The sequence below is a fragment of the Sporosarcina sp. P17b genome, assembly GCF_002743115.1.
Classification (GTDB): Bacteria; Bacillota; Bacilli; order Bacillales_A; family Planococcaceae; genus Sporosarcina; species Sporosarcina ureae_C.
In genome coordinates this window covers 167,169-192,155 of the sequence record NZ_PDYP01000006.1, presented here as the reverse complement: position 1 = coordinate 192,155, position 24,987 = coordinate 167,169, and the positions used below count along the sequence as shown (strand labels likewise).

The window sequence follows — 24,987 nt, the reverse complement described above, 5'->3', positions numbered from 1 at the left end:
TTCCTCCAATTCATTACTTTACTTTCCATAGTGATGTGAAGAAACTATAGATCGCGTCTCCAGCGATAAATCCTGCTGCCATGGTGTACATTGCAGATTCTGCTTCTGGACCTTTTACTTTCAATACAATAAATCGAATCGTTATACCTACAAGTACAGCCCAGCCTGCGATTGGATTCACAATCAATAGCCCCGTGGCGAATAAGATACCCATTTGTCTTTTAGGGCCACCAATTAATTGAATAATCGCTCCTGGAATTGCCCATAAAAGAAGTAACATACCAACATTTCCGCCCAAGCCGCTTTCAATCGTAGTGGCATAGACAAGATCTACTGGTGGTACAAGGTCTTGCGCGAAGAAGGAATCATGGAAAAGTGCTACCATGACAATCGCTACACCAAAACCGATTAATGAACTTTTTAATTGTTGCCTGCGACCAAATATCTCAATTGCTTTCTTTTCATGACTACGCAAGATTGCACCTGATTTAAAGTCATAGCCTAAATCAGCAAACGCTGGACCAGTTGCAGCTGTAAAACCAGTAAGTAACGCAAGTGCAATCGGTGGGAAGCCTAACATCATACCGATCAGCAAGGAAATCAATGTCACCGCAAATGCCGGGAACCAACCAGAGTGCATGGCTGCAATTCCAACGATAATCTCACTAGCTAATGCGGCAAATGCGGCAAACAGTACAAACATAATCGTTTGTGTAACAGTCATATCACCGATGATTCCACCAATAACCGCTAAAATAAGAGCCGCCACTAAATATAGTAGAAAACCGATACCAAATCCTTTTTTCACATCATTATCTGAGCGCGTGTAGCTATAGTCACCCTCTTCTTCACGTTGTGTATTCTTTTGTTTCTTTGCCTCCCAAAGCGTGATGACAAATTGCAGTAAAGCAACTGAGCCCGCACCAATCATCATGCCGTGTGGAATATAAAATTCATTTAAATCCACGCCAAACATCGGAATGGAATAGCCGCGAAGTAATAGGCCAATACCAAACATGAGTAACGCCCAAATGTTTCCGATGAATGCCACACCAAAAGCTGACATCGCGATACCAAAGTACGAACCGATTACGCCTATTCCAATACCGATACCAAGGAATTTGGCTTTTGAACCACCTTGGTCCCCAGCTTTTAACGCTTCAGCTGTCGCAATACCTGGCGGCCATGCTTCGTTGGCTCCAAATAATTTTGAATCAAATACTTTGTAGAGAATGAATACATCGATGAACAAAGCCAGACCTGCACCGATCAGCATCGGCGTAATCAGCTCTGGCATACCCATTACAAATGGGAGACCAATCGGAATGAGCAAGCTATTTGCCGCTCCGAAAGTTGCTGCAGATATGGAAGTCTGAATAAGATTTTGATTCTCTATGGAACGATACTTATAAAACATCTGCATTGGTATTCTAGCTATGAGCATCGCAACCAATGCACCGATAATCGACGTATTCGGTGTGATTCCCAAAGAAGTAATCAACTGCATCCCGATTATTGCGCCAAATATTGAAATGATAATCGAGAAAATAACAAACGGTAAATCAAATGTTTTTGTCTTTGTATTCATCCCTTATCCTCCTTTGCAAATTGCTTATATACGATTGCCTGTGCTTCTACCAAATCAATGATGGGTATATGAATATTCATTGATAAAAATGCTTTCAGTCGAATCGTAGAGAATCCGGTACAGGCAAATAATAAGACATCCGCCCCTGAATTCACTACTTTATTCGCAAGTGCTAGTAATTCTACTTTTGCTTGTTCTGTAAATAGGTCTGTAGTTTTTTGTAAGTTTTGCGAATGTGAATAGGAGTAGAAATGTCCACCTAATTCATCTTTGATATTTTTCGGTATCGTATCCGTAATTCCTATCACTGCAACTTTTCGTCCTGCTTGCATAGCCGCCTTTGCTCCACATTCACCAGCACCCATTATGTAAAAATCGACTATTTCCTTTAACTCTTGTAACGCTGGATCGGCTGCACAACTAATTGTTATTGCATCCACTCCAGGTTCGCTGATGAGTTCTTGAGCGAGAGAAATGATCTTCGGGACAGCTTCTGCTTCTGTCTGACGATCATAAATACCATTTGGCTGATCTTGAATACATCTAGTAAGCGTTTGAATTTGATCCGTTTCCCACATGTGTCTTCCATGCTCGAGCAAGATCTTTTCATCATCCGTTGTAAGCACTCGAATAATTCCCAACATTCCCACCACTCCTTTGAACTAACTATAAATAATTTGACTATTCAATGTAATGTTAGTAGTGTGCAATATTCAGTTGATTACATTGCACATAATTTACACCATAAAAAATAGACGTTCAAAGACGTCTATCGATCTAAGGATTTTATTCGGAGACAAAAGTTCAGAATGAAACGGTTTTCTGCGTCATCAATATTCATTTGCAATAGTTCTTGTATTTTCTGCAACCGGAAAGTCAGTGTTCTTCGGTGTATGAATAATTTTTCCGATGCCTTTGTAATATTACCATTTTCATTCAAATATACTTCTAGAGTGTGAAGTAACTCTTTATTTTGATCGACAAATAATGGCTCTAAAATACTTTTGGTATAGTTTTTCACTACATTTTGAGACGCTATATTAATAAGAATTTCATATATGCCTAATTGATCGTAGGTGTAGAAGTTCTCTTCTTTTCTAATTAGTTGTCCAACTTCCATGGTATTATCCACCAAACGAATACTATCTACCAACGCCCTACTGTCTTTTTCTATTAGTGCTACTGCAATTGTTAGGGAATGATTGCCGTCTGTTACTAATTTTTTAAGTGAATTCATAACAGACATGTCGTTATTTTTTGTACAATTTACTAATGCATAGAAGTGACCATGCTTTTCAAACAATGTGAAAGTGCATTCAGGAATGTTTTCCATACTAGATAGTAGATCTTTCAATACTATATTTGAATGATCAATTACATAATGTGCTAGCGTACTATGTGTTTCAAACCAGCTTGCATGAAAGCGAATAATGAAGTGGTCTTTCAATTTAAATTCTTGCTCATCCGCTTGGTTGAATTGCTCCAGGCGTTTAAGATGCTCAATTCGCTTTTTTTGTAGGTATAGCTGTTCATTCATAAATAACTCTTCTATCTTTTCCACGGTCTCTTTCAGATTTTCGATTGGACTATTGCCGGCTTGAAGCTTTTCCGTATACGGTATATGAAGCATCCCAAAGACATATTTGTTAGATAATAACGGCATGACCAAGATATTCCGAAAGCCATCTATTTTCAGCAATGTTCCACCGGTTTGTATAAGTGATGTCTTCCATTCTTCAGAAAGCTCTACATAATTCGTATGGATTGGTCTAGAAAATAAGGCATTGGAATTGCGCCAGCCGTTTGGAAGAAATGTTTTCGTACAATAGAGTAGCGAACATTGTACATCTTCTATATATAATGGACCTCCGATAATTACACTCAGTTCTTCCATTGCCTTTGAGAGTGAGGCAAAAGATTTGGATTCAAAGTCTATTAGCGGTTGATAGGAATTCTCCTTTAGCTGTTTCTCTTTGTATAGCCGCTCATATAAGGGGGCTAGGACATTGATATACGAAACACTTTTAGGTATGACAATGATAGGGAAATTTTCTTTGTTCGCAAGGGCTAACATCTTTTCCGGCAATTCATCTACGAATCGGCCAAGTTTAATGACAATACCTGCTGCATTTTTATCAATCAACGTCTGAACAATTTCTATTTGCTTTTCTTTATCATTTTTAATCGAATAAAACGTTGTCATTACTAATATCCCTGATGTAACCCAGCTGACTACTTCAGGAACTTCCATTACTTCTATGGAGGTAATTTTACGTGTTATACCTTCGGATCCAGCAACAATTATACTCTTCGTCAAATCTCCAATCGTTAGCGCGTCTTGAATATTCATCTGTATCCCTCCTAAGTTAATAGTATACAATATACTGTAGATTATACGTTTAGAAAGGGATTAGGTTTTTTTGATATTTACTTTCCTTTATCTAAGATGAAACTGCATAACACGCTTACGCTACTTCTTCGCTACTCCCGCTCTATCGTATATGTTTCAATTTTATTGCACTATGAGCCATAGCAATCAAAGTATTGGAGTTTCGAGTAACCATAAGTAAACGCCTTCCCATCTTTACGATAGGAAGGCGTTTTTCTTTCATTCATCTCAGAGTACATAGCCTTACTTCTTACCCGCAATAATTTCAAAAATGATATTCGCATGATCGGTATTATCTAACAACCCTGTAAAGCGCTCTTTAGATGGTCCATATGCATAAACAGGTACATCTTCACCTGTATGTCCACCGGTTGTCCAACCCGTATAGGAGCGTGTGTCGATAATTTGTTTGATAGCCGTTTCAATATCACTTGCCTCTGTACCTGCTGCTTGAACTGCTTCTATTTCTTTCTGTTCTAAAGGTAAACTTTCTTGGTCGATGTAGCGTGTCAATGTCTCCTCTACATCTGAACCGTTTGCAATTTGTTGCGAAATGAATGCCGGTGTGCGTTTCACTGCTTTGATCACATCAACTGACCAATCATATACGCCATCCGCTCCTATGGAAAATCCGCCAGTTGAATGATCCGCAGTCGCAACGACTAATGTATGCTCATCTTGTTTAGCAAATTCGATGGCTGCTTGGAACGCTTTATCGAAGTCTTCCATTTCACTCATCGCACCGACAATATCATTATCATGCCCCGCCCAGTCGACTTGGCTTCCTTCGACCATAAGGAAAAATCCATCTTCGTTTTTCTTCAGTCGCTCAATCGCCGCTTCTGTCATATCTTCCAATGAAGGTGTTTCTGCTGGACGGTCGATCATTTTGGACATGCCGCCATCTGCGAACAATCCAAGTATTTTATCATTCTTATTCTTCAATAATTCTTCTTTTGTTGTGACATATCCATATCCATCCAGTTCGAATGAATGCGCATGGCTCAAGTCTTCCCTGACAAAGTGTTTTTTCCCACCGCCCAGAAGGACATCGATTGTGTGCTCACCGTTGATGCGTTCATTGTAATAATCATCGGCGATCTCATCCATATTCTTTCTACTTTCATTATGGGCACCGTAAGCTGCAGGTGTCGCATGTGTAATTTCAGAAGTAGCTACAAGTCCAGTCGATTTGCCGGCTTCTTTTGCCGCTTCGAGGACAGTTTGCACACGCTCCTTCTTTTTATCCACTGCAATGGCATTATTATATGTTTTAATACCTGACGACATAGCCGTTGCTGCGGACGCTGAATCTGTAATTGACTCTTCGTCATCATCAGGATACGTCATTTGTTGTCCAACTAGATGTTGATCGAACGCTGTTAATTCTATCTCAGGGGTAGTCGGGTCATCTTTGAAGTAACGATAAGCGGATGTATAGGAACTCCCCATGCCATCCCCAATCAAAAATATGACATTCTTGATCTCCGGTGCGTCGTCCTGTTTCACTTCATCATCCGAACTCGCTGAATAATTCCCAGTCCAGATGGCTCCACCAATTAATGCAGCCGATAGTGCTACTACGGGTACGATTTTCTTCAACAATAAACAACCTCCTGTATTTGTAATCAACTTCTACTCTACGGGAAGTTTATTAATATACAGAGAAGGTTGTGTAAATGTTTTGTAAGGAATGAGTTGTTATGAACAATATTTTTTTACTTTTCTATAGCCATTCCACATGCGCAAACCCGGTAATTTGTTGATATCCAATCTCTCGGTAAATTTTATTCGCTGTCGGATTGGCGAGGTCTGTAAATAAAATACAAAAATCGTATTCTTTTAGTAATTCCGCAGATACTTTTGCGACAAGCGATCGAGCATAGCCTTTCTTGCGTTCATCTTCAGGAGTGAATACCATCGAAACCGTCACGCCGTGCTTCGTCGGACGCGCTTTTTTCATCATAGACACGACGCGTCCATCGACTTCCCAAACAAATACTTCGTTGTTTTGAATGAATACTTCTACTTGTTGCTGCACTACTTCATTTTCTGTAGGTGGCAATTCCGCATCGATTTCGAATAATGTGTACCATTTCGCTATTAACGCCACATCTTTATCCACTGCATTGCGCCAGTGGCCTTCGCTATATGTAAGGTCGGTCTGGATGGTATCGAGACGATAAATGCCTTCGTTAACTACTTTACGTTCTGTCGCTTCTACGTTTGTCCACTTGCTGGCAAAGTGAAAAGCTACCTGTTTAACGCCAATAACGGATGAAATGGCTACAGCTTCTTCTCGTAACCGAGCCACCAACTCGTCGATAATGGACTCTATAGAGTCTTCTTCTACAATTATGATATTTAGCGGATAAGGAGCCGTCATTTGTAACAACGCCAGCACGTGTCCCTCCTTCTCAAGCACCGCCATGAATGGATTTTGATAGGATCCTGATTTAATGGATACGAGTACTCCATAGAACAAGCTATATACATCTTCATTACGTTCGAGTATCGGGTCTGCTTGTATGGCGAATTGGTGGGGATCTGTGTAGATGGTAAATTTCATGCGCACTCCTCCTATTTTAAATAATCTTGATATTTGATTATACACTTGTTCTAATTTCAATAAAAATGTATACTAATTTAAAAAATCGAGTATATTTGAATTAAGGAGTTGTTTATACTATGACTTATGAAAAGTTAAGCAAGCTATTTTACAAATTAGATGCGGTTTCCTTCGAGAATGAATATAAGAAACGAGTCACTAGTTATGGAAGCATGAACACATCATTACCTATTCGGGCATTCAGAAAAGGAAGGGTTGATCGGGAGCATTTTGAGCTTTTCTATGTAATGATACCCGAGCTCATAAAACTGAACAATGAAGCGCTTTTAAACAGCGGTAAAATTCTTTCACTGGTTGGTAAACTTCCTGCTTTTGCAGCACAACCTTACTTTCAACGTCTAATTATTAATGACGCACAAAGTAATAATGAAATTGAAGGAATTAGGAGTACGAAGAAAGAACTAAGCCATGTACTTCAACGCTTACATGAGCCTAATCCAAAAATGAAACGTTTCACAGGGATGATGAAAACCTATCTTCATATTGAAGAGATCGGTCCTTTTCGTTCACTTGAGAATTTTAGAGCGCTATACGATAATCTAGTTTCCGATGAAATCCCTATGAAGTATGCTCCGGATGGTCGTCTGTTTAGAAAAGATGAAGTGGAAGTTACAGATGGATCAAGAATTACACATGTTGGTTTGGAAACTGAAGCGAAAATTGAAGAGGGACTTTTTCATCTTATTCAATTTTTACAAGACGATACACATCCAGAGTTATTCCGGTATTTAATTGCACATTATTACTATGAATATATTCATCCTTTTTATGATGGTAACGGTAGAACGGGAAGACTGTTAGTTGGTAGTTATCTTTCCAAATATCTAGAACGCTACTCAGCAGTTACGTTCTCCTACGCTATCAATAAAGATAAAGCTAAGTATTATCAGGCTTTGGAAGACGTCCCCTTTCCTATGAATAAAGGAGAATTGACATTCTATCTGAAAAGTATGCTGGAGTTATTGGTTACTGGACAAAATAATATACTAGATGACTTATCAATTAGTGAAGCGAAACTAGTTCGTATACAACATTTTCTAATTAACAATTCCCGAGAATTAGGGAAAGAGGAACAAGAAATTCTTTTCTACTTACTTGTATTGACTGTATTCAGTTCCCAAGACGATATATTGGTTAGTCGACTGATTACCTTATCAGGTTACTCGCGATACAAAGTCAAGCAGGCCCTTGATAAGTTAGATGAGAAGGGAATTGTCTCTCCACAACAGCTTCGACCGATTTCATACAGTCTGACTGACGAATTTTTGCATGAAACACTACATATTTAAACCTGTTGATTCCATTCTATTCGATCTCTTCCTTAATGGGCGGAATCTGCTTGCCCCGATTCCTCATGAACATCTCCAAAGTACCTGAACCGAAAATCACGCCTGCCACAATAAATATCAATCCGATAAAGTGAGCGGGATAAATGGATTCTCCTAAAAACAAACTAGCGCCAATCAGCGCGAAAAATGTATTGAAGTTTAAAAAGATTGAAGCGCGCGCTGCACCTATTGTTTGAATGGCGGAATTATACGCCATGTGACCCACAGCGGTTGCGATCAAGGCAGAGAAGATGAAAACGCCCCAAACAGTAGGTGTTCCTTTACTTAATTCAGCGAAGCCGCCTGGTTCCTTAATGAATGAGACGATGACTAAAACGACGGATCCAACTAGCATCATATATCCCGTCAGTAGTCTAGCATCCATTGTTCTGGATGCTTTTTTGATCAGCATGAAACTAATGGCTTGCGACAAGATCGATAAGAAAATTTCCACATCTCCAAATGAAATTTTGCCCAATGTACCACTGCCGCCAAGCACTACAATACTTACGCCTATACCGCCGAAGATAAAACCCATAGCGCGTACGCCTGTGATTTTTTCCTTCAAAATGAAGACGGCTAACGTCGCAGTCAATAGTGGCCCCAGCCCTAAAATCAGCCCCCCATTAGCGGCACTTGTTCTGGACAGTCCTTCCGCCAGAAAGTAATGATGCAACACGACATTGGTCGCGGCACCCCCTATGATATAAAGCCATTCTCGATTTCTAGGTAAACGTATTTGCTTAAGAAAAAACAAGATAATAAAGACTAAAATCACGGCTGACATAATACGCATCGATGTCATCGTGATGGGATCAAAATAAGTGACAAGGTATTTGAGAGCTGACACGTTAATTCCCCATAAGAACATGACGAGGATCAACGTGATGATGACTTTTAAATCTTTCATAGTGTGTATACCTTTCTTACAGAATATTTAGTCGATGTGCCAATTATAGTAGGTACATCGATAATGTCAACGCCAGCAAACTCGCACTTCCCATCCCTACACAATTATGTGTATACTAAATAATAAAATCGGTTAACTAGTAAACAGTGTGGAAAAGGTGGGGTTCTATGATTAAATTACGCGGGCATCATATATTTTGTTTACTCGGGTACCGTGGGATGGGGTATTCCGAAGAGTATACGGCTAATATGACCAATATCCACGACGAACTACGTGAACGGCCTGATACGTTCATTCAAATCATGAAAGGACCTGATTATTTATGTGCGAAGTTTCCTGAAGGACAACCCTATCATTGCGAGGATGACGGAATCTATGTGAGAGATTCGGAAATTTTACACAAGCTTGGATTGAAGGTCAGCGATGTGCTGCCTTGGCGTGAGGTCGAGAGAAGAATTCGAGTGCATGTAGTACCGGAAGATATTGCGGTGGTGTGTGAGACGTGTTCTTGGCGTTCGTATGGGTTTTGTCAGGAAGGGGTCACAGGTATAGTGGACTCAAGAGGATTAAGGGATGTCCTTCTAGAAAAACATACTTCTCAGAACAATAGTCCAAGTTGATAGTGCATGCTTATGATAAGCATGTAGAATGAAAGTACACTCATATACCTTCATCATGTATAATATTACAAAGAAGAGATTTCTTTGTATATATTTCTACAACAAAAAGGAACATCCGAGCCGTCTTACTATTAACGCTAATATCATAAACTAGCGCAATAGTTGCCATCGAGTATCAAACAGCGACGCAATACGTTTATTTGCATTATTACAGAACTTCTTTAAAAATAGGACGCGTTTTTTGCCTAGTACGAAAAAGTTGCAACCGATAACGATGAGAGAAGTAGCGGACAGTATTGAAAGGTATTAGTCAACCATTAGCCGTACCGTTTCCATTAAAGTAATCCAAACGTCGGCCGGTACGTTCGAAATGCATTCAATAATCTTGATTAGGAAAAAACGTTGTGGATTCTTAAATATTCTATTCCGAAATAATTAAACAAGCCGACCTGTCTACTATCGACTGTTCGGCTTGTTTGATTGACTATTATGCTTTATATACTTTGGTATCGATCGTAAACTTCTTGAGATTCTCCTCGTTAATATCATATCCAATACCCGGCTTATCAGTAACCGCGATGTTGCCGTGCTTATTCATGATTACTTCGGGTTCGATAATATCTTCATGCCAATATCTTGAAGATGGAGACGTATCACCAGGTATAGTGAAGTTAGCAAGTGTCGTAATTGCAATATTATGTGCTCTTCCAATGCCAGATTCGAGCATACCTCCACACCAAACAGGAATATTGTGCTTTTGACATAAATCGTGAATAGCTACTGCTTCGGATAGACCACCTACACGACCGATTTTAATATTGATTACTTTACAGCTTCCCAGTTCGATAGCTCTTCTTGCATCATCATATGAATGAATACTTTCATCCAAGCAAATAGGGGTCTTAAGCTCACTTTGAAGCTTTCTGTGATCGACGATATCATCATGCTCTAAAGGTTGTTCAATCATCATCAAGTCTAATTTATCCATTTCTTTAAATAGCGGAAGATCTGCCAATGAATAAGCAGAATTCGCATCTGCCATTAGATTTATATCGCCAAATCGTTCTCTAATTGCACGTAAAACCTCAATATCTTTTCCAGGTTTAATTTTAACTTTTATCTTTTGGAATCCGTCTTTCAAATGCTGATCAATTCTATCAAACAGTACCTCAATATCTTCTTCTATCCCTAGACTAACGCCTACCGCAACTTCTTTTTTCTTGCCTCCAAGTGCCTCCGCCAAAGTAATCCCTTTAAACTTTGCATAAAGATCCCAAAGAGCGCCTTCTACACCGGCCTTTGCCATGTTATTACGTTTGATGCGTGCGAATTGTTCATTGAACTCATCAGGATGATCAAAATCTTTTCCTACGACTAACTTCGACAAGAATTCATCGATAATAGAATACGCAGTGGATACCGTTTCTTCACTGTAATAAGGATAAGCTGTCGCAACACACTCTCCATAACCTACCAGACCTTCCCCATGCGCTTCAATAATCATAAAAGTACGATTAGTCTGTGTCATGAAACTCGTTTCAAACGGATGTTTCAAGTCCATGCTTAATTTTCTAATTACCAATTTTTCAACCTTCATTACATTCACACTCCCTTAATTGTTATACAGGTGACACGCCACTTTATGATCTGGTACGTTTTCCATTAGTTCGGGTATTACTGTTTTGCATTTATCAAATGCGAATGGACATCTAGTTTCAAATACACATCCCGATGGTGGATTAATTGGTGAAGGTATTTCACCTTTAAGTTTAATTTTCTCACGCTTAATAGCTGGATTGGGTACAGGGATGGAAGATAAAAGTGCTTTTGTATAAGGATGCATAGGATTACTGAAGATTTCATCTGTGGATGTCTCCTCCACCAGTTTACCTAAATACATAACTCCAATTCGATCTGATATATGTCGTACCACACTTAAATCGTGAGAGATAAACAATAATGTTAGATGAAAGTCATTTTGAAGTTCCTCTAGTAGATTCAAAACTTGCGACTGTATGGACACATCCAAAGCGGAAACAGGTTCATCGCAAATGATAATATCAGGGTTCATGATCAATGCACGTGCCAAACCAATACGTTGCCGCTGTCCTCCAGAAAACTCGTGTGGGAAGCGAAAATAATGTTCGTCTTGGAAGCCTACTGTGCTTAAAATATCCATCACCTTTTGTGTTCTTTCCTCTTTATCCCCAATATTGTGGATTTTCAAAGTTTCCTCCAAAATTCTTCCTACTCGTTTGCGGGGATTAAGAGATGAATACGGATCTTGAAATACCATTTGCAATTTCCTACGTATTGGCATCATTTCCTTATTCCCCAGCTTCGTAATAGGTTCACCTAAGTATATAATTTCCCCATCTGTTGGTTCAACCAGCCGCAAGATGGAGCGCCCAGTTGTGCTTTTCCCACAACCTGATTCACCAACGAGACTGTAGGTTTCACCTTTATTCAAATGAAATGATATATCATTGACCGCCTTGACGAATTTCTTCTCTCCACCGAATGTATTGGCAGCAGGAAAATAAGTTTTAAGGTTTTTTACCTCTAACACTTTTTCATTCATCTTCTGCTACACCTCCACTTGCCTGGATTTCTTTAAAATTCCAGCACCGCACTTTTTGGTTACCATGATTTTCCAGGGGTGGTTGATGCCGGATACACTTTTGGGTTGCAAATTCACATCGGGGTGCAAAACGGCACCCACTTGGCACTTGATTCAGAGTAGGAACTTTACCTTCAATTACATACAGCTTCACATTACGATCACCGTCTATATGCGGAATAGACTTGAGCAATCCTTGCGTATACGGATGGAGAGGTGCATCAAATAATGATAAAACATCAGCTTCTTCAATTACTTGACCTAAATACATGACTACTACCCGGTCGCATACTTCAGCAACTACACCTAAATCATGCGTAATCATAATAGTACCCATATCAAACTCGTCTTTAAGATCTTTTATCAGATCTAGGATTTGTGATTGCATGGTAACATCTAGAGCGGTGGTTGGTTCATCAGCAATCAATAACTTGGGCTTACAGGAAAGAGCCATGGCAATCATAACCCTCTGTCTCATACCACCAGAGAGTTGATGTGGAAATTCATCAACTCGTTTTTGGGGTGCTGGAATACCTGTTAATGTCAACATTTCAATCGCTCTTTCTCGCGCTTCTTTACTTGATACTTTTTGATGAAGTAAAATGGACTCGATTATTTGATTGCCGACAGTATAGACTGGATTTAATGAACTCATAGGATCCTGAAAGATCATCGCAATGTCATTACCCCTTATCTCTCGCATCTCTCTTTCAGACTTTGCAAGAAGGTTCTGCCCCTCAAGTCGTATTTGCCCTTCATATTGAGTATGTTTTTCATCTAGTAATCGAAGAATGGACTCAGCAGTTACACTTTTACCACAACCTGACTCCCCAACAACCCCTACTATTTCACCTTTACGAACACTAAATGTAACATCATCCACTGCAGTCACTGATTTCTCTTCCGTATCAAAATGCACTTTCAAATGCTCTATTTCCAATAGGTTATCAGTCATATGCCTCCCTCCTTTATTCACTTTTTAGATTTATTATGAGGATCTAGCAGATCGCGCAATCCATCTCCAAACAGATTTAATCCAAATACTGTAAGCATGATTGCAATACCTGGGAAGATCGTCATCCACCATGCATTGAAAATAACTGTTTTTCCATCATATAAGATATTCCCCCAGCTTGGAGCTGGTGCGGGAATACCAGCCCCCAAGAAGCTCAACGCCGCTTCAACGATAATTGCATCCGCGAATATAAATGTTGCTTGTACTATCAGGGGTGAGATAATATTCGGAAAAATGTTTAGCCAAACAATTCGTAAACTGCTGGCACCTTGTGCTTTTAATGCCTCTACATAGGTTTGCTCTTTGACCACTAGGGCGGCAGAGCGGATGGTCCTACCAACTAAGGGGGTAAATACAACCGTTAATGCAATAATTACATTGGTGATATTCGCTCCAAGAGATGCCATAATTGCAATGGCTAATAAAATTGCTGGAAATGCCATTAGTCCATCGGAAATTCTCATTAAAATGCCATCGAAGCCTTTAAAGTATGCCGCATACAATCCAATGATTGTCCCTAGGATTGCAGTCAAAGTAGCGACAGAAAAGCCAATTATGAGCGACACTCTTGCACCGTACATCACTCTAGTAAATACATCGCGGCCATAATTATCGGTTCCAAAAAAATGTTCCGCACTCGGTGGAAGTAGTCTGTTTGTTGCTTCCAAAGCATTAGGCGAAGTGGTGATGATCATAGGCGCTAAAACGGCCAAGAATGTGATGATGACCATAATGATTGCTCCTGTAAGAGCTAGCTTATTCCTGAAAAACTTCTTCAGGAATAAAGCCTTTTGTTTTTTTTTCATCTGTCTTTTAATCAAAGACAGATCATTTGTGATTAGCTCTTGAGTCATTTTGCTCGCCTCCTACTTCTTACCGACCCGTAGCCGTGGATCTACAACGCCATATAACAAGTCTATAATCAGGTTTACTGTCACATAGCTGACTGCTATTAATAGAACAGAACCTTGGATAACTTCAAAATCACGTCTTTCAACTGAATTAATGATAAGTTGTCCGATACCCGGTATATTGAATACCGTCTCGACAACTGCAGCGCCTGCTATCAGTGTTCCAAACGTCTGACCTATAATGGTAAGAATAGGAACAAATGCATTTCGCAAAGAATGTTTCAAAGTAATAACAATTTCTTTAACACCTTTTGAACGCGCTGTTTTTATATAATTTGAGGACAGTACATCAAGCATGGAAGACCGTGTCATTCTAGCAATCAGAGCAGCTTGCATAGAGCCAAGTGCAATCGCAGGCATAACTAGGTAACGAAGATGCTGACCGAAACCTGAAGCTAATGTTTTATAGCCTGCTACTGGGAACCACCGCAACTCCACTCCAAAAAGAAGAATTAAAAATAAACCTAGAAGGAAACTCGGTACAGAAATACCGACCAAAGCAACAATCATGAAAGATTGATCTAGAACAGTACCTCTGAATTTGGCGGATAAAACACCTAGGGGGATCGCAATGAATATTGCAAATAACTGCGCTAGTATTGCTAGGGATAACGTTGGCCCTAAGTGTTCTAAAAACGCGGTCAAGACAGGCTGTTTCATAAACACAGAATTTCCTAAATCACCTTTAAAAATATTACCTACCCATGTAACATACTGCTCTACAATAGGACGGTTTAAGCCGAGTTGATCTTGTAGCTCAGCCACCTCCTGAGGAGAGGCCTCGGGACCCAACATAACCGAAGCCGGATCACCAGGCGTAATATGAACTAGAAGGAATACTACAATCGAAACTACAAAGAGCACAGGTACTAACGATAGGAGTCTTCTTATAATAAAGTTCAACATGGTGGATCTCCTCCCAAAAAATTACTTCACATTATATAAAATGATCCCTTGAAGAAAATCGTATCCTTCCAAAGATTCATCGTAAGCTGTAACCGTTGTTTTATTTCCAAACTTGATAATTGGTACGTAATCATAATACTCAGCCATTAAATCTTCATAGTATTTCTTTGCTTCTTTTTGGTCTGATGCAGTTGCGATTTTATGCAGTAATTCGTCTATTTCTTCACTGTTAGTCCAGCCCGCCCATTCTGTATCAGAATCTAAAAATACATATTTATTGGGTACAGGTTCGGTTGGAAATCCAGTGATAAATAAATCATATGAATTTTCTTCTGTACGACGCTGTTGCACTGTCGGCCAATCATATATGTCAAGCCTTACTTTCATACCAATCTTTTCCAACTCTTGTTGAACAACAACTGCTGCATTGTAATGATCTTCATAATCACGCGTCGCTAAAATAACGATTTCTTCACCGTTATAGCCAGCCTTGTCTAATAACTCTTTAGCCTTATTCGCATCTTTCTGGTTATACATATTATCGCCGATATCAGAATACCAATCCGACTGTTCTTTAATCATTAAACCGGATTCTAACTCATAAAATTCGGGTTTCGAGAAGGCAGCTGTCAGAATAGCTTCTTCATCAATTGCCACATTGACCGCCTGACGGGCTTCTTTTATAGAGAAGAAACCTGCTTTTTTATTAAAGACAATACCATTAAAGCCATTGTGATCGACAGATGTCTCAAGCGTGTCAATAGTTTTTAATTGGTCTACATTATCAAAAGGTATAGCATTTGCAATATCATATTCACCTGTCTGAATACCCGCAAAACGTGTAGATGCATCGGTTACAAAATTAAAGTATACTTGCTCGTACTTAGCATCTTTTTTACCCGCCAATCCGCTTGTTTCTTTATCATCAGCAGTATAGTCATCGAACTTCTCCAATAACACGTGCTGATCACTCTTCCACTCCACAAACTTATATGGACCTGTTCCGATGAACTCATTCAGTCCTTCAGCTGTCGCGGCATCATTTGCTTCTTTTTTGGTGATTATAGCTATTTGGCTAGGGTCAGCAAGTAAATGCTGAGCTATAAACAAGCGCTCTGGCATAACAAGCTCTACCGTCTTCTCATCTACCTTTTTAAAAGTAGCATCTGCAAAATACGCTGAGCCGAGTCCTGTAGTTGTCATCCATCTCTGCATTGAGGAAACTACGTCGTCCGCAGTCATTTCACTACCGTCATGGAATTTAACACCTTCGCGTAAAACAAAAGTTAATGTTTTGCCGTCTTCACTTTCTTCAACGGATTCAGCTAGCATAGGAGCTACTGCAGAATCTTCGTCTAAAGTAATCAATGATTCATAAATATTACGACCAATGTCCCGTGTTGCTACAGCCGTTGTCATAAGCGGATCCATTGTTGGTGGTTGTGCATTATAAGCAACTTTTAGTTCAGAATAATCTTTATCCACCCCTCCTGAACTTTCTCCTTGCTCTTTATCATCTGAAGAACATGCAGTTACCAACAATAGCAAGCTGGCAAATAATAAAGTCAATATTTTTCTTTTCTTCATACACAAATCCCTCCAAACAGCATTTTATAAAGTGTTCGCTTTGTTTGATAGATTAAAAGAGCAAACGCTTCATCATAGTTATTAAGCTAACAGATAATTATGTATAATACAATTAATTTTTTAAATTATTTGAAATTGTAATACTCCTCTATTATGATATAAATAAATCAATTGATTATTTTAATTAATTTTTAAATCGTTTTCTTTATTCGAGTGAAGGAGGTAACACTATTAGTAACTACGAAAATAAAATTATACAGAACTTCGACAATTTATCTCCTACTCTAAAAAAGGTAGCTATATTTCTAAAAGAAGAACCGAAGATCTTCGCTTCACGTTCAGCTTCTAAAATAGCTAGTATTATCGGTGTTAGTGAGACGAGTGTCATTAGATTTGTCTATGCTATAAATTACGACAGCTTTAGTGAACTGCAAAATGATGTGCAAGACTCTGTATTTGAACTGAAAAATTCGCTGAAAGATTTGTCACATTCTTTTACAGAACCCATTGAACATAAAGGTATTGAAGAAGTAATGCTTCGTGACCAAATTAACATCAAGAAGACTGCTGAAAATATTGACTACTGTATGTTCAAAATGGTAGTCAAGAAAATTGCCGAAGCGGAAGAGGTGATTATTTTAGGTAGCGGAGCTTCCTATGGCTTTGCCCACTGGTTTAGTTTTACTTTAAATACAGTTCGAGGAAATAGCCGAATTCTAAATCTCTTAACTGACGATTTATCTTATATAACATCTTTGAATAAGAAAAGCGTTATTATCACTTTTTCATTTAACCGATATATCAAACAAACTCTAGAGATAACAAAAGAATTAAAAAAACAAGGCGTGTATATTATTGGCATCACTGATTCAGATTTGGCCCCAATTAATCAAATAGCTGATTCTACTTTCGTTACAAAGATGTCCCATATGTCGACTATCGATTCAGGCCCGGTTATCTCTTCTTTATTAAATACAATCATCTATCAGTTAACGGTAGATTATCCTATGGAATATCAAGAACAAAAGAAGAAATACGAAAGTTTCTATAAAAATCTATTTTGGGATGAGGAGATTTATCATGATTACACCTGAGATTACAAAAGAAATACTTGAACACTATCATTATTTACACAATCATGCTGAAGTAAGCTGGAAAGAAACACACACGACCGAATATATTAAATCTATTTTGTTACCACTAGGTTTTTCAATAAAGGATTTCGATGATTCTACGGGATTATTTGCGGATCTTGGGAATGGCAACCCTATCGTTGCGATTCGTGCAGATATTGACGCGCTATGGCAAGAAGTAGACGGACAATTTACCGCTAATCATTCTTGTGGTCATGATGCCCATATGAGTATCGTGATTGGACTCGCCTATACAATGAGCAAAAAGAAGTTCAATGGAACATTACGATTAATATTCCAGCCTGCAGAAGAAAAAGGCGAAGGCGCTTTAAAAATGGTAGAAAAAGGTGCAGTAGATAATGTCGATTATTTATTTGGTATTCATCTAAGACCTATTCAAGAAATCCCTTTTGGTAAAGCGTCTCCCGTCATTGTACACGGAGCTGGTAGTATAATAGACGGCTATATAAAGGGTGGCGACTGTCATGGTGCGCGCCCACACTTAGGGAGCAATGCAATCGAGCTAATGTCTTCTTTAAATGAACAGATAGCTAAGATTCACATTGATCCCCAAGTTCCCTCCTCTATAAAAATGACATATATTCAAGCTGGTGGTGACAGTCGAAACGTAATACCTGGAAATGGAAAATTCGGCATCGATGCGCGTGCACAGGATAATGAGACAATAAAAGAGCTTCTATTGAAATTCAGAAAAGTGGTAGACAGCATACAAGCAGCAACAGATTCAGAAATCAGCTTCTCCATTAGGAGTGATATGCCAGCTGCTATTCAGAATGAGGTAGCTATAAGGCATGCATCTAACGGTATTATTAAGACACTAGGTAATGAGAACATCGTGCCTACCTTAATCACATCGGGCGGAGATGATTTCCACTTCTATACAATTAAACGCCCTGACCTGAAGGCAACTATGATAGGATTAGGCTGTGATTTATCGCCAGGACTACATCACCCAAATATGCGTTTCAATCTTGATGCATTGCAGATTGGTACCAATATTTTAGTGAACACCGTGGAAGACTTATTAGATATCGTTCGCTAATAACTAATGTAACTCATCTTAACTATATAATAGGATTTCTAATCACAAATAGCTCAACCAGTCCCCTGTCGACTGATTGAACTGGTAGATCAACCTTTCAGCGCCCCCACTCCAACACATCGGTCACTGTACGATATGAATTCACAAAAAAAACGTGCAATCCATCCCAATCGATGGTGTGCACGTTTTTTTAGTTAATTCACAAACGAAGTGAAGCCATCCGAAGAATTGAATTTCACTTTGAAGCGTCCATTATCTGAATCCAGATTGAATGTATACTGGTCAAATGTGTACTTCGCATCTGTTACAGGATCCAATTCAATTTGCTGAGTAGTTGTAACATATTTAGCTACCATATTTTTATGTCCATAAGATGTAAACTCGGCTTCCAACACTTTTTTAGCTTCATTGATCGTCAGCTGGAAGTTCTTCGTCCCGACCTTTGTATACTTCAACGAATTCATCTTCCACTTATTATCTTGTTTTTTAAATTGATAGGCTACGAATCCGCCAACCGTATAGCCATTTTGGAATTCCACTGTGTTTACATTCAATGTAGTGGAATCAGGTTGTGTAAAATCGAAACGTACCAATGGCTCATTATTAATATATGGCAAAACGTTCACATAGCAGTCCTGGCATTTAGGATCGTAGTAACCTTTCAGATCCCCGTCTACTAACGCTTTTGTCGCATTCATACGTAGAGTAGATTCTATATCCGAATATCTCCACTGATTCATCCGGGCGTCGCGCATAGTCTTCTCCAGTTCAAACGTTGTCCGATTGACGAGATCCCACGCTTTACCTTTTGTTACTTTATCCGTAGCTGGACGCGCTTCCTTCACTTTGATAGCTGCGTATAAAAACTGTGCGTAGTGCGCGCGTGTAACGGGTTCGTCCGGCCTGAATTCACCGTCTGGATAACCACTCGAAACTCCACTAGCTTTTAGCGCATTGGCATGTGTGTAACCCCAATGCTCAATATACACATCATAAAATGAATTTTGTTTCGTCATGTATAAATCAAATGCGATATCGAGTACTTTCGCCATTTGAATCCGTGTAATCGGTGCTTCAGGATTGAAATAGCCATCCGTTCCACCACTGAAAATACCTGCTGCTGTCAATTTCATGATCGAGCTATAGTATGGATGATTCTTCGGTACATCATAATACGTCACCGCTGTTGTGGCTTGTGGTAATTTCAGTGCTTGATCCAGTAACTTCGCCACGTGTTTACGAGATATTTGTTCCTTCGGTCTGAACGTGCCGTCCGTATAGCCCCCTATAAAGCCTTTATCCTGTAAATAATGGATCGCTTCATAGTTCGGGTGATTCTTCGACACATCCTTGAATTCCTTTGTTGCTGCTTGGGCAGAACCCAATGATACAAACGAAAGCATAACGATCAATACAGTCCAAACGAAAATCCGACTAGTCTTCTTCATAATCTTTCCTCCTCAGTGATTTATTTTGTCGGCTGTTGGTTACTTGTTATTAATATTCTACCAAGTTTCAAATGATTCGTATATATTTATTTACGGAATAATCCAAATATTTTAACTATATTTTTACTATTGTCATAATTCAGATGGAAGTGCCTTAAAACAGCACACTATCGACAGTTTAACAGACTTAACTTTTTCTGGAACTCACTATTTGACCAATAGTTTTTTGTTTGATAGCATGACCATATTATATGGCTTTCGACGGAATTCGACAGTAATAATTTCGCGATTGAAAGAACTGTAGTATACTTAAGAATAGGCTCTTGGCAACGTATATTTTCCCGTGCAATGTTTAACGATTTCATTGGGAATAATTCGCTTCACAACAGTCTACACTTCATTTAAGGTACATGGGAAACTTATTTGTTGTAGGTGCAAGAAATTTCAATCATAATAGAGATAACAACCACCGCAACTGTAGGTCCTCTTGCGTATCGTTTAGAAAATGAAATTCGAAACAATATAAACAGACGGATTTCTCGTCTAATATACTCAAGAAAGGATGGAAACTTTATGAATTTAGCAGCAATTGGTGTACCTGGGCTTATTATCATCTTGGTTATCATCTTGATTCTCTTCGGACCTCGTAAATTGCCTGAAGTCGGCTCAGCAGTCGGCAAAACGTTGGCAGAGTTCAAGAAAGCTACAAAAGATATTATGGGTGATGATGAAGAGAAAGACAAAACAACTGTTACCCCTGCCAAGACTATCGAAAACGACAAAAAAGATATTAATTAAGTAGGTGACATGATGGATCCGCATAGTGATCAGAACCGTAAAGATCTCAATTCGTTAGATAAAAAGGAAGAAGCTGCGCTACCCGATCACTCTGCGGAGACTTCTTCCACTACACAATCTGTTCCAGAAAAACTAAAACCAGAACCAAAACCGGAAGAGCCTAGAATGCCACCTCCAGAAGAACCAAAAGAACAAAAGGAAGATGTAGACCCAGCGCTCATCGACCACCTCACGGATCTTCGGAAACAGCTGATCAAAAGTGTCGTTGTATTCCTAGTTTTCTTCATTGCAGTTTTCAGTACGATCAATCTATGGTTCCCGTACGTTACGCGTGGCTATACACTGATCGTCTTAAGTCCGCTTGAAGTCATTTCGTTCTATACGACGATTTCTGCAGCCATGGCATTCGGTCTATCTGTTCCGTTCGTCTGTCATTTCCTTTGGCAGTTCGTCAAGCCAGGTCTTACGCAGAAAGAGGGTCGCTTCTTAAGCCTCTACTCTCCTGCGATCCTGCTCTTGTTCGTCGGCGGTCTGGCATTTGGTTATTATGTAGTCAATCCTCTGAGCTATAACTTTTTAGTAAAGCTCGGTAAAATGAACTTTGATGTGATGATCACAGCAAAGGAATATGCACGTTTCCTATTGATGACGACAATGCCGATCGGTTTATTGTTCGAACTACCGATCGTCGCGCTTTTCTTGTCCGCTATCGGAGTTTTGACGTCAGCCACGATGAAAAAAGTGAGAAAGTGGTCGTATGTAACACTCGGTGTAGTGTCTGCATTGATTACGCCTCCTGACTTCTTAAGTCAATTGATCATTTTGATTCCGATGATTGGCTTGTATGAAGCGAGTATTTTCATTGTCACGAAAACAGAAAAACGTTTGGTACCGGATGCCGATGCATCGTAAAGCTATAAAAAAAGAGTTATCCTGAACATCGCACTTGCGATCTAAAGGATAACTCTTTTTCTGTAGTAGAATCGTGTATTTGCGCTTCCGAAAAGACGCTTTTTCTACTCCTCGATTATGTCCTGACCATTCATTGCTCGCTCCATTCCACGATTAAATACTTTAGCAATGTCGATGAACGATTGAAAGTCTTCTGTTGCATAGTCGTTAAGGTTCATTAAATGCTTTCCGTATTCTGCTTCGTCTAGCTTCCTGTGGTATTCATGCACGATTCTACCTTGATCAGTAAGCTCAATAATCAATTCCCGGTAATTATTCGGATTGCGGTATTTAACAGCCAATCCTTTTTTTATAATTTTTTCTACCATTTGCGATACCGCACTTTTAGTACGATTGGTAATCTCAGCAATTTCAGTTGTGGTGATTTTTTTATGATCTCCAATTAAACTGAGTGTATGAACTTCTACCATATACAGTTCATCATCCGTTCCATAAGTTCTCGGAACACTTTCGTAAGAACTGATCATCCGTGACGTTTCATATAAAGTATCCATCAGTTCATTAAACAACTTTTCCCTTTCCAAAATATCACCCCACGACTTGCTTTATTTAGTAAAAATAGCAGTATCTATATTCTAGCATAATCTGTATGAAAACCTCTTTGTGAGGGTAAATAACAGTTGACCCCATACAGTTAAGGTGCTAAACTTATAAATGATTAGAGTATTTTGATTAGTCCAAAGACACTGACAACATTTAGTTTTTGTCTGTTATCTATCTGTTACTCAACTACAAACAGTAACTGGATAAATCTACTCATCTATCGAATGTATCACCACATCTAGGGAGGAGAAACTATGAACCAAGACACTTTGTATCAAAAATCCAATATGAAACGACTGCCAGAAATGGCCAAGCTGGTACCCGATACCTTTAAGGCATTTGTTGCATTTGATCAGTTGGCGATGGCGGATGGATTGATCCCAAAGAAGACAAAAGAATTGATGGCAATCGCCATTGCACATGTAACAGGTTGTCCTTACTGTATCGATACACACGTAACTTCAGCAAAGAAGCTGGATGTCACGAAAGAAGAACTAGCGGAAGCGGTACTCGTTGCTACGTCTCTAAAGGCAGGTTCTGCTATGGCCCATGGTTTGAATGCCCTCCAATCCTATGATGGTGCAGATAATGAAGATCTTTATAAAAAGTCTAATCTAGGAAGGTTCATGGAATTCAAAGACCTAAGTCCAGAAGCATTCCGTGCATTTAATCAGTTCGATCAAGCAGCTATGAAACCCGGATTGATCGATAGAAAAGATAAAGAACTTATGGCCATCGCTATTGCCCACGTGACGGGTTGTCCATATTGTATCGAAATTCACATTGCCAACGCTAAAAAGATGGATATCTCGAAAGAAGAAGTGGCAGAGGCTATCTTTGTTGCGACGGCACTAAAAGCAGGATCAGCGCTTGCGCATAGTGTAAACGCTCTCAATAGTTTTGATGCATAATGAAAACTCAACCGAACAGAGATGTAGATATGGAAATCATTTTTACTGATCATGCAACGGGAGAAGTGGTCGCTTCATCGGACCTGTAATTCATGTGCAACTATGACAACCGGCGTACCTTATGCATCTGGTACACCGGTTTTTCATTGATTCATCATTCATCTCAGAAACTATACGCAACTATTCGGTGTCCTTATATGAAGTCGCAACACCCTGCCTTCATGCACTTTTTCATCCTGAACTCCACAGTTGCGATCTCAGTCTTTACACAAGGCATGCTACTTATTATATTCCTAGTGCTTTTTTTATTCAAAACCGATCTGAAACTGCTCCATGCAAAAGAATTATACTAGTAAAAAGCAGTGGACAGCCGATTATGCGGCGGTCCACTGCTTTTGTTCTTACTTTACTTTCCTTTGTAGCGCTTTTCCTAAACGATGCAGCGCTTCTTCAAGTGCATCTGTTGGCAGAGCAATATTAATTCGTTCAAATCCATTGCCCTCTTCTCCAAATACGTATCCTTCGTCCGTAAAGAATTCAGCTTCCATATGCAAGAATTCTTCCAACTCTTCGTTCGTCATATCCAGCTCTCGGAAGTCAAGCCACTGAAGATACGTCCCTTCCACTAATGGTGCTTTGATTTGCGGGAAGTTCTCTTTGAAGTATTCATGTACAAGTCGCTGATTGACATCTAGTAGCTTCAATAATTCATCCAGCCATGCTTCAGACTTCGTATACGCTAGTTCGCACGCTTTATACCCTAGGATTCCTACTAGGTCTCCGCGGACGATCCCTAGCTCATGACGGAACTTCTCACGTAATTCCTCGTTCGAAATAATCGTGCTAGAGTTCATCATGCCTGCTAGATTGAATGATTTAGATGGCGCTGTACAGGTGATGAGTAAATCATTCAATTTTTCATTTACAGTGGCTAACACGGTGTGCGTATAGCCTGGCATAACAAAGTCATACCAAATTTCATCTGAGATTACGTATAGACTATGTTTTACTGCTATTTCTGCTACCTTTTCAAGTTCGTCTCTCTTCCATACGCGGCCTACCGGATTATGCGGACTACAGAAGATCAATATTTTGTTCTTCGGATCAGCAGCCGCCTTTTCAAACGCCTCGAAATCAATTGTGTACTCTCCATCCTGATACAACAGAGGCACATTCACTTCTGTGCGTTTATTATCATCAATGGCTGCACCAAATGGATAGTAAACCGGTCGGAAGATAATGACACCGTCTCCTACATTGGTATATGCGCGAATCGCTGTGTAAAATGCAGGCAAAACGCCAGCCGTATTCACTATCCATTCCTTTTTAATCTCCCAATTATGACGCTTCTTTTGCCAATTGACGACAGCATTCAAAAACCCATCAGTAGGTCCTGTATATCCAAGTACAGCCTCATCCAGATACTCTTTCAACCCTTCAATTACTTCAGGCGGGTTTTTCAGTTCCATATCCGCTACGGATAAAGGTATTACCTCTTCAGACACATCTGGATTCCATTCATACATTTGATTCCACTTCAGTGAACCTGCATTTTTTCTGTTGATTCTAGTTGTAAAATCGTATTTCATAATCAGCACTTCCCTTTTATTGATGTT

22 protein-coding genes and 1 pseudogene are annotated in these 24,987 nt (G+C 39.4%); 8 read left to right on the top strand and 15 right to left on the bottom strand.

The window, feature by feature from the left end; genetic code table 11:
- Positions 1-13: 13 nt before the first annotated feature.
- From CSV76_RS09660 to CSV76_RS09640, 5 genes are all read right to left on the bottom strand, one after another.
- Positions 14-1,588: an OPT/YSL family transporter gene (locus tag CSV76_RS09660; RefSeq protein WP_099625441.1), complete on the bottom strand. Its 1,575-nt coding sequence runs from the start codon at positions 1,586-1,588 to the stop codon at positions 14-16.
- Positions 1,585-2,232 carry an aspartate/glutamate racemase family protein gene (locus tag CSV76_RS09655; protein ID WP_099625440.1) on the bottom strand — a complete coding sequence of 216 codons (648 nt, stop codon included), beginning with the start codon at positions 2,230-2,232 and terminating at the stop codon, positions 1,585-1,587. Before CSV76_RS09655 ends, CSV76_RS09660 begins: the two co-directional genes overlap by 4 nt.
- Positions 2,233-2,357: 125 nt before the next feature.
- A complete protein-coding gene (locus CSV76_RS09650) occupies positions 2,358-3,938 on the bottom strand; it encodes a PucR family transcriptional regulator (RefSeq protein WP_099625439.1) in 1,581 nt (526 codons plus the stop codon).
- 282 nt (positions 3,939-4,220) lie between these two features.
- Positions 4,221-5,582: an alkaline phosphatase gene (locus tag CSV76_RS09645; protein WP_099625438.1), complete on the bottom strand. Its 1,362-nt coding sequence runs from the start codon at positions 5,580-5,582 to the stop codon at positions 4,221-4,223.
- A 121-nt stretch (positions 5,583-5,703) separates the two neighbouring features.
- Positions 5,704-6,546, bottom strand: coding sequence for a GNAT family N-acetyltransferase (locus CSV76_RS09640; protein ID WP_099625437.1), 843 nt, complete (start codon positions 6,544-6,546; stop codon positions 5,704-5,706).
- 119 nt (positions 6,547-6,665) lie between these two features.
- On the opposite strand from CSV76_RS09640, the gene CSV76_RS09635 reads away from it, so the two are divergent.
- Positions 6,666-7,895, top strand: a complete 1,230-nt coding sequence (locus CSV76_RS09635; protein WP_099625436.1) for a Fic family protein — start codon at positions 6,666-6,668, stop codon at positions 7,893-7,895.
- A 16-nt stretch (positions 7,896-7,911) separates the two neighbouring features.
- On the opposite strand, the gene CSV76_RS09630 is transcribed toward CSV76_RS09635, so the two are convergent.
- The gene (locus CSV76_RS09630; RefSeq protein WP_099625435.1) at positions 7,912-8,844 is read right to left on the bottom strand and encodes a DMT family transporter; all 933 of its coding nucleotides are present in this window, start codon (positions 8,842-8,844) and stop codon (positions 7,912-7,914) included.
- Between the two features lie 167 nt (positions 8,845-9,011).
- Between CSV76_RS09630 and CSV76_RS09625 the strand changes: the two genes are divergently transcribed.
- Positions 9,012-9,464, top strand: a complete 453-nt coding sequence (locus CSV76_RS09625; protein WP_099625434.1) for a DUF1284 domain-containing protein — start codon at positions 9,012-9,014, stop codon at positions 9,462-9,464.
- 487 nt (positions 9,465-9,951) lie between these two features.
- On the opposite strand, the gene menC is transcribed toward CSV76_RS09625, so the two are convergent.
- The 6 genes from menC to CSV76_RS09595 are packed head-to-tail and all read right to left on the bottom strand — an operon-like array spanning position 9,952 to position 16,503.
- Positions 9,952-11,061, bottom strand: a complete 1,110-nt coding sequence (menC, locus tag CSV76_RS09620; protein ID WP_099625433.1) for an o-succinylbenzoate synthase — start codon at positions 11,059-11,061, stop codon at positions 9,952-9,954.
- 15 nt (positions 11,062-11,076) lie between these two features.
- A complete protein-coding gene (locus tag CSV76_RS09615) occupies positions 11,077-12,045 on the bottom strand; it encodes an ABC transporter ATP-binding protein (protein WP_099625432.1) in 969 nt (322 codons plus the stop codon).
- Complete coding sequence (locus CSV76_RS09610) at positions 12,038-13,039, bottom strand: ABC transporter ATP-binding protein (protein WP_099625431.1); 1,002 nt, start codon at positions 13,037-13,039, stop codon at positions 12,038-12,040. The genes CSV76_RS09615 and CSV76_RS09610 overlap by 8 nt, the downstream gene beginning before the upstream one ends.
- Positions 13,040-13,056: 17 nt before the next feature.
- Complete coding sequence (locus CSV76_RS09605; protein ID WP_099625430.1) at positions 13,057-13,953, bottom strand: ABC transporter permease; 897 nt, start codon at positions 13,951-13,953, stop codon at positions 13,057-13,059.
- 12 nt (positions 13,954-13,965) lie between these two features.
- Complete coding sequence (locus tag CSV76_RS09600; RefSeq protein WP_099625429.1) at positions 13,966-14,916, bottom strand: ABC transporter permease; 951 nt, start codon at positions 14,914-14,916, stop codon at positions 13,966-13,968.
- Between the two features lie 21 nt (positions 14,917-14,937).
- A complete protein-coding gene (locus CSV76_RS09595; RefSeq protein WP_099625428.1) occupies positions 14,938-16,503 on the bottom strand; it encodes an ABC transporter substrate-binding protein in 1,566 nt (521 codons plus the stop codon).
- A gap of 230 nt (positions 16,504-16,733) precedes the next feature.
- On the opposite strand from CSV76_RS09595, the pseudogene CSV76_RS17970 reads away from it, so the two are divergent.
- From CSV76_RS17970 to CSV76_RS09585, 3 genes and pseudogenes are all read left to right on the top strand, one after another.
- A pseudogene (locus tag CSV76_RS17970) lies at positions 16,734-16,943 on the top strand (MurR/RpiR family transcriptional regulator); the annotation flags it as partial.
- Positions 16,944-17,597, top strand: a complete 654-nt coding sequence (locus tag CSV76_RS09590; RefSeq protein ID WP_099625427.1) for a MurR/RpiR family transcriptional regulator — start codon at positions 16,944-16,946, stop codon at positions 17,595-17,597. It begins immediately after the preceding pseudogene.
- Positions 17,584-18,699, top strand: a complete 1,116-nt coding sequence (locus tag CSV76_RS09585; RefSeq protein WP_099625426.1) for an amidohydrolase — start codon at positions 17,584-17,586, stop codon at positions 18,697-18,699. The genes CSV76_RS09590 and CSV76_RS09585 overlap by 14 nt, the downstream gene beginning before the upstream one ends.
- Positions 18,700-18,893: 194 nt before the next feature.
- Here the strand turns inward: CSV76_RS09585 and CSV76_RS09580 are convergent, their stop codons facing one another.
- Positions 18,894-20,147: an S-layer homology domain-containing protein gene (locus CSV76_RS09580; RefSeq protein ID WP_099625425.1), complete on the bottom strand. Its 1,254-nt coding sequence runs from the start codon at positions 20,145-20,147 to the stop codon at positions 18,894-18,896.
- Positions 20,148-20,720: 573 nt separating this feature from the next.
- On the opposite strand from CSV76_RS09580, the gene tatA reads away from it, so the two are divergent.
- On the top strand, positions 20,721-20,945 hold the full coding sequence (gene tatA, locus CSV76_RS09575; protein ID WP_085427954.1) for a twin-arginine translocase TatA/TatE family subunit: 225 nt from the start codon (positions 20,721-20,723) through the stop codon (positions 20,943-20,945).
- Between the two features lie 12 nt (positions 20,946-20,957).
- Positions 20,958-21,857: a twin-arginine translocase subunit TatC gene (gene tatC / locus CSV76_RS09570; protein WP_099625424.1), complete on the top strand. Its 900-nt coding sequence runs from the start codon at positions 20,958-20,960 to the stop codon at positions 21,855-21,857.
- Between the two features lie 104 nt (positions 21,858-21,961).
- Here tatC and CSV76_RS09565 read toward each other — a convergent pair whose 3' ends face one another.
- Entirely contained in the window at positions 21,962-22,411 is a 450-nt protein-coding gene (locus tag CSV76_RS09565; RefSeq protein WP_143560808.1) for a MarR family transcriptional regulator, read from the bottom strand.
- A 303-nt stretch (positions 22,412-22,714) separates the two neighbouring features.
- Here CSV76_RS09565 and CSV76_RS09560 point away from each other — a divergent pair, with 303 nt between their 5' ends.
- Positions 22,715-23,371 carry a carboxymuconolactone decarboxylase family protein gene (locus tag CSV76_RS09560; protein WP_085427951.1) on the top strand — a complete coding sequence of 219 codons (657 nt, stop codon included), beginning with the start codon at positions 22,715-22,717 and terminating at the stop codon, positions 23,369-23,371.
- Between the two features lie 401 nt (positions 23,372-23,772).
- On the opposite strand, the gene CSV76_RS09555 is transcribed toward CSV76_RS09560, so the two are convergent.
- A complete protein-coding gene (locus CSV76_RS09555; RefSeq protein WP_085427950.1) occupies positions 23,773-24,960 on the bottom strand; it encodes a MalY/PatB family protein in 1,188 nt (395 codons plus the stop codon).
- Between the last annotated feature and the right edge of the window lie 27 nt (positions 24,961-24,987).

Excerpts from the sequence above, each read along its gene's own strand:
- tatA (WP_085427954.1), top strand. The coding sequence starts at position 20,721 with ATGAATTTAGCAGCAATTGGTGTACCTGGGCTTATTATCATCTTGGTT.
- CSV76_RS09660 (WP_099625441.1), bottom strand. The coding sequence starts at position 1,588 with ATGAATACAAAGACAAAAACATTTGATTTACCGTTTGTTATTTTCTCG.
- CSV76_RS09580 (WP_099625425.1), bottom strand. The coding sequence starts at position 20,147 with ATGAAGAAGACTAGTCGGATTTTCGTTTGGACTGTATTGATCGTTATG.
- CSV76_RS09615 (WP_099625432.1), bottom strand. The coding sequence starts at position 12,045 with ATGAATGAAAAAGTGTTAGAGGTAAAAAACCTTAAAACTTATTTTCCT.
- CSV76_RS09605 (WP_099625430.1), bottom strand. The coding sequence starts at position 13,953 with ATGACTCAAGAGCTAATCACAAATGATCTGTCTTTGATTAAAAGACAG.
- CSV76_RS09655 (WP_099625440.1), bottom strand. The coding sequence starts at position 2,232 with ATGTTGGGAATTATTCGAGTGCTTACAACGGATGATGAAAAGATCTTG.
- CSV76_RS09560 (WP_085427951.1), top strand. The coding sequence starts at position 22,715 with ATGAACCAAGACACTTTGTATCAAAAATCCAATATGAAACGACTGCCA.
- CSV76_RS09630 (WP_099625435.1), bottom strand. The coding sequence starts at position 8,844 with ATGAAAGATTTAAAAGTCATCATCACGTTGATCCTCGTCATGTTCTTA.
- CSV76_RS09625 (WP_099625434.1), top strand. The coding sequence starts at position 9,012 with ATGATTAAATTACGCGGGCATCATATATTTTGTTTACTCGGGTACCGT.
- CSV76_RS09640 (WP_099625437.1), bottom strand. The coding sequence starts at position 6,546 with ATGAAATTTACCATCTACACAGATCCCCACCAATTCGCCATACAAGCA.
- CSV76_RS09565 (WP_143560808.1), bottom strand. The coding sequence starts at position 22,411 with ATGGATACTTTATATGAAACGTCACGGATGATCAGTTCTTACGAAAGT.
- CSV76_RS09600 (WP_099625429.1), bottom strand. The coding sequence starts at position 14,916 with ATGTTGAACTTTATTATAAGAAGACTCCTATCGTTAGTACCTGTGCTC.
- CSV76_RS09610 (WP_099625431.1), bottom strand. The coding sequence starts at position 13,039 with ATGACTGATAACCTATTGGAAATAGAGCATTTGAAAGTGCATTTTGAT.
- CSV76_RS09595 (WP_099625428.1), bottom strand. The coding sequence starts at position 16,503 with ATGAAGAAAAGAAAAATATTGACTTTATTATTTGCCAGCTTGCTATTG.
- CSV76_RS09555 (WP_085427950.1), bottom strand. The coding sequence starts at position 24,960 with ATGAAATACGATTTTACAACTAGAATCAACAGAAAAAATGCAGGTTCA.
- CSV76_RS09585 (WP_099625426.1), top strand. The coding sequence starts at position 17,584 with ATGATTACACCTGAGATTACAAAAGAAATACTTGAACACTATCATTAT.
- menC (WP_099625433.1), bottom strand. The coding sequence starts at position 11,061 with ATGAAGGTTGAAAAATTGGTAATTAGAAAATTAAGCATGGACTTGAAA.
- CSV76_RS09650 (WP_099625439.1), bottom strand. The coding sequence starts at position 3,938 with ATGAATATTCAAGACGCGCTAACGATTGGAGATTTGACGAAGAGTATA.
- tatC (WP_099625424.1), top strand. The coding sequence starts at position 20,958 with ATGGATCCGCATAGTGATCAGAACCGTAAAGATCTCAATTCGTTAGAT.
- CSV76_RS09635 (WP_099625436.1), top strand. The coding sequence starts at position 6,666 with ATGACTTATGAAAAGTTAAGCAAGCTATTTTACAAATTAGATGCGGTT.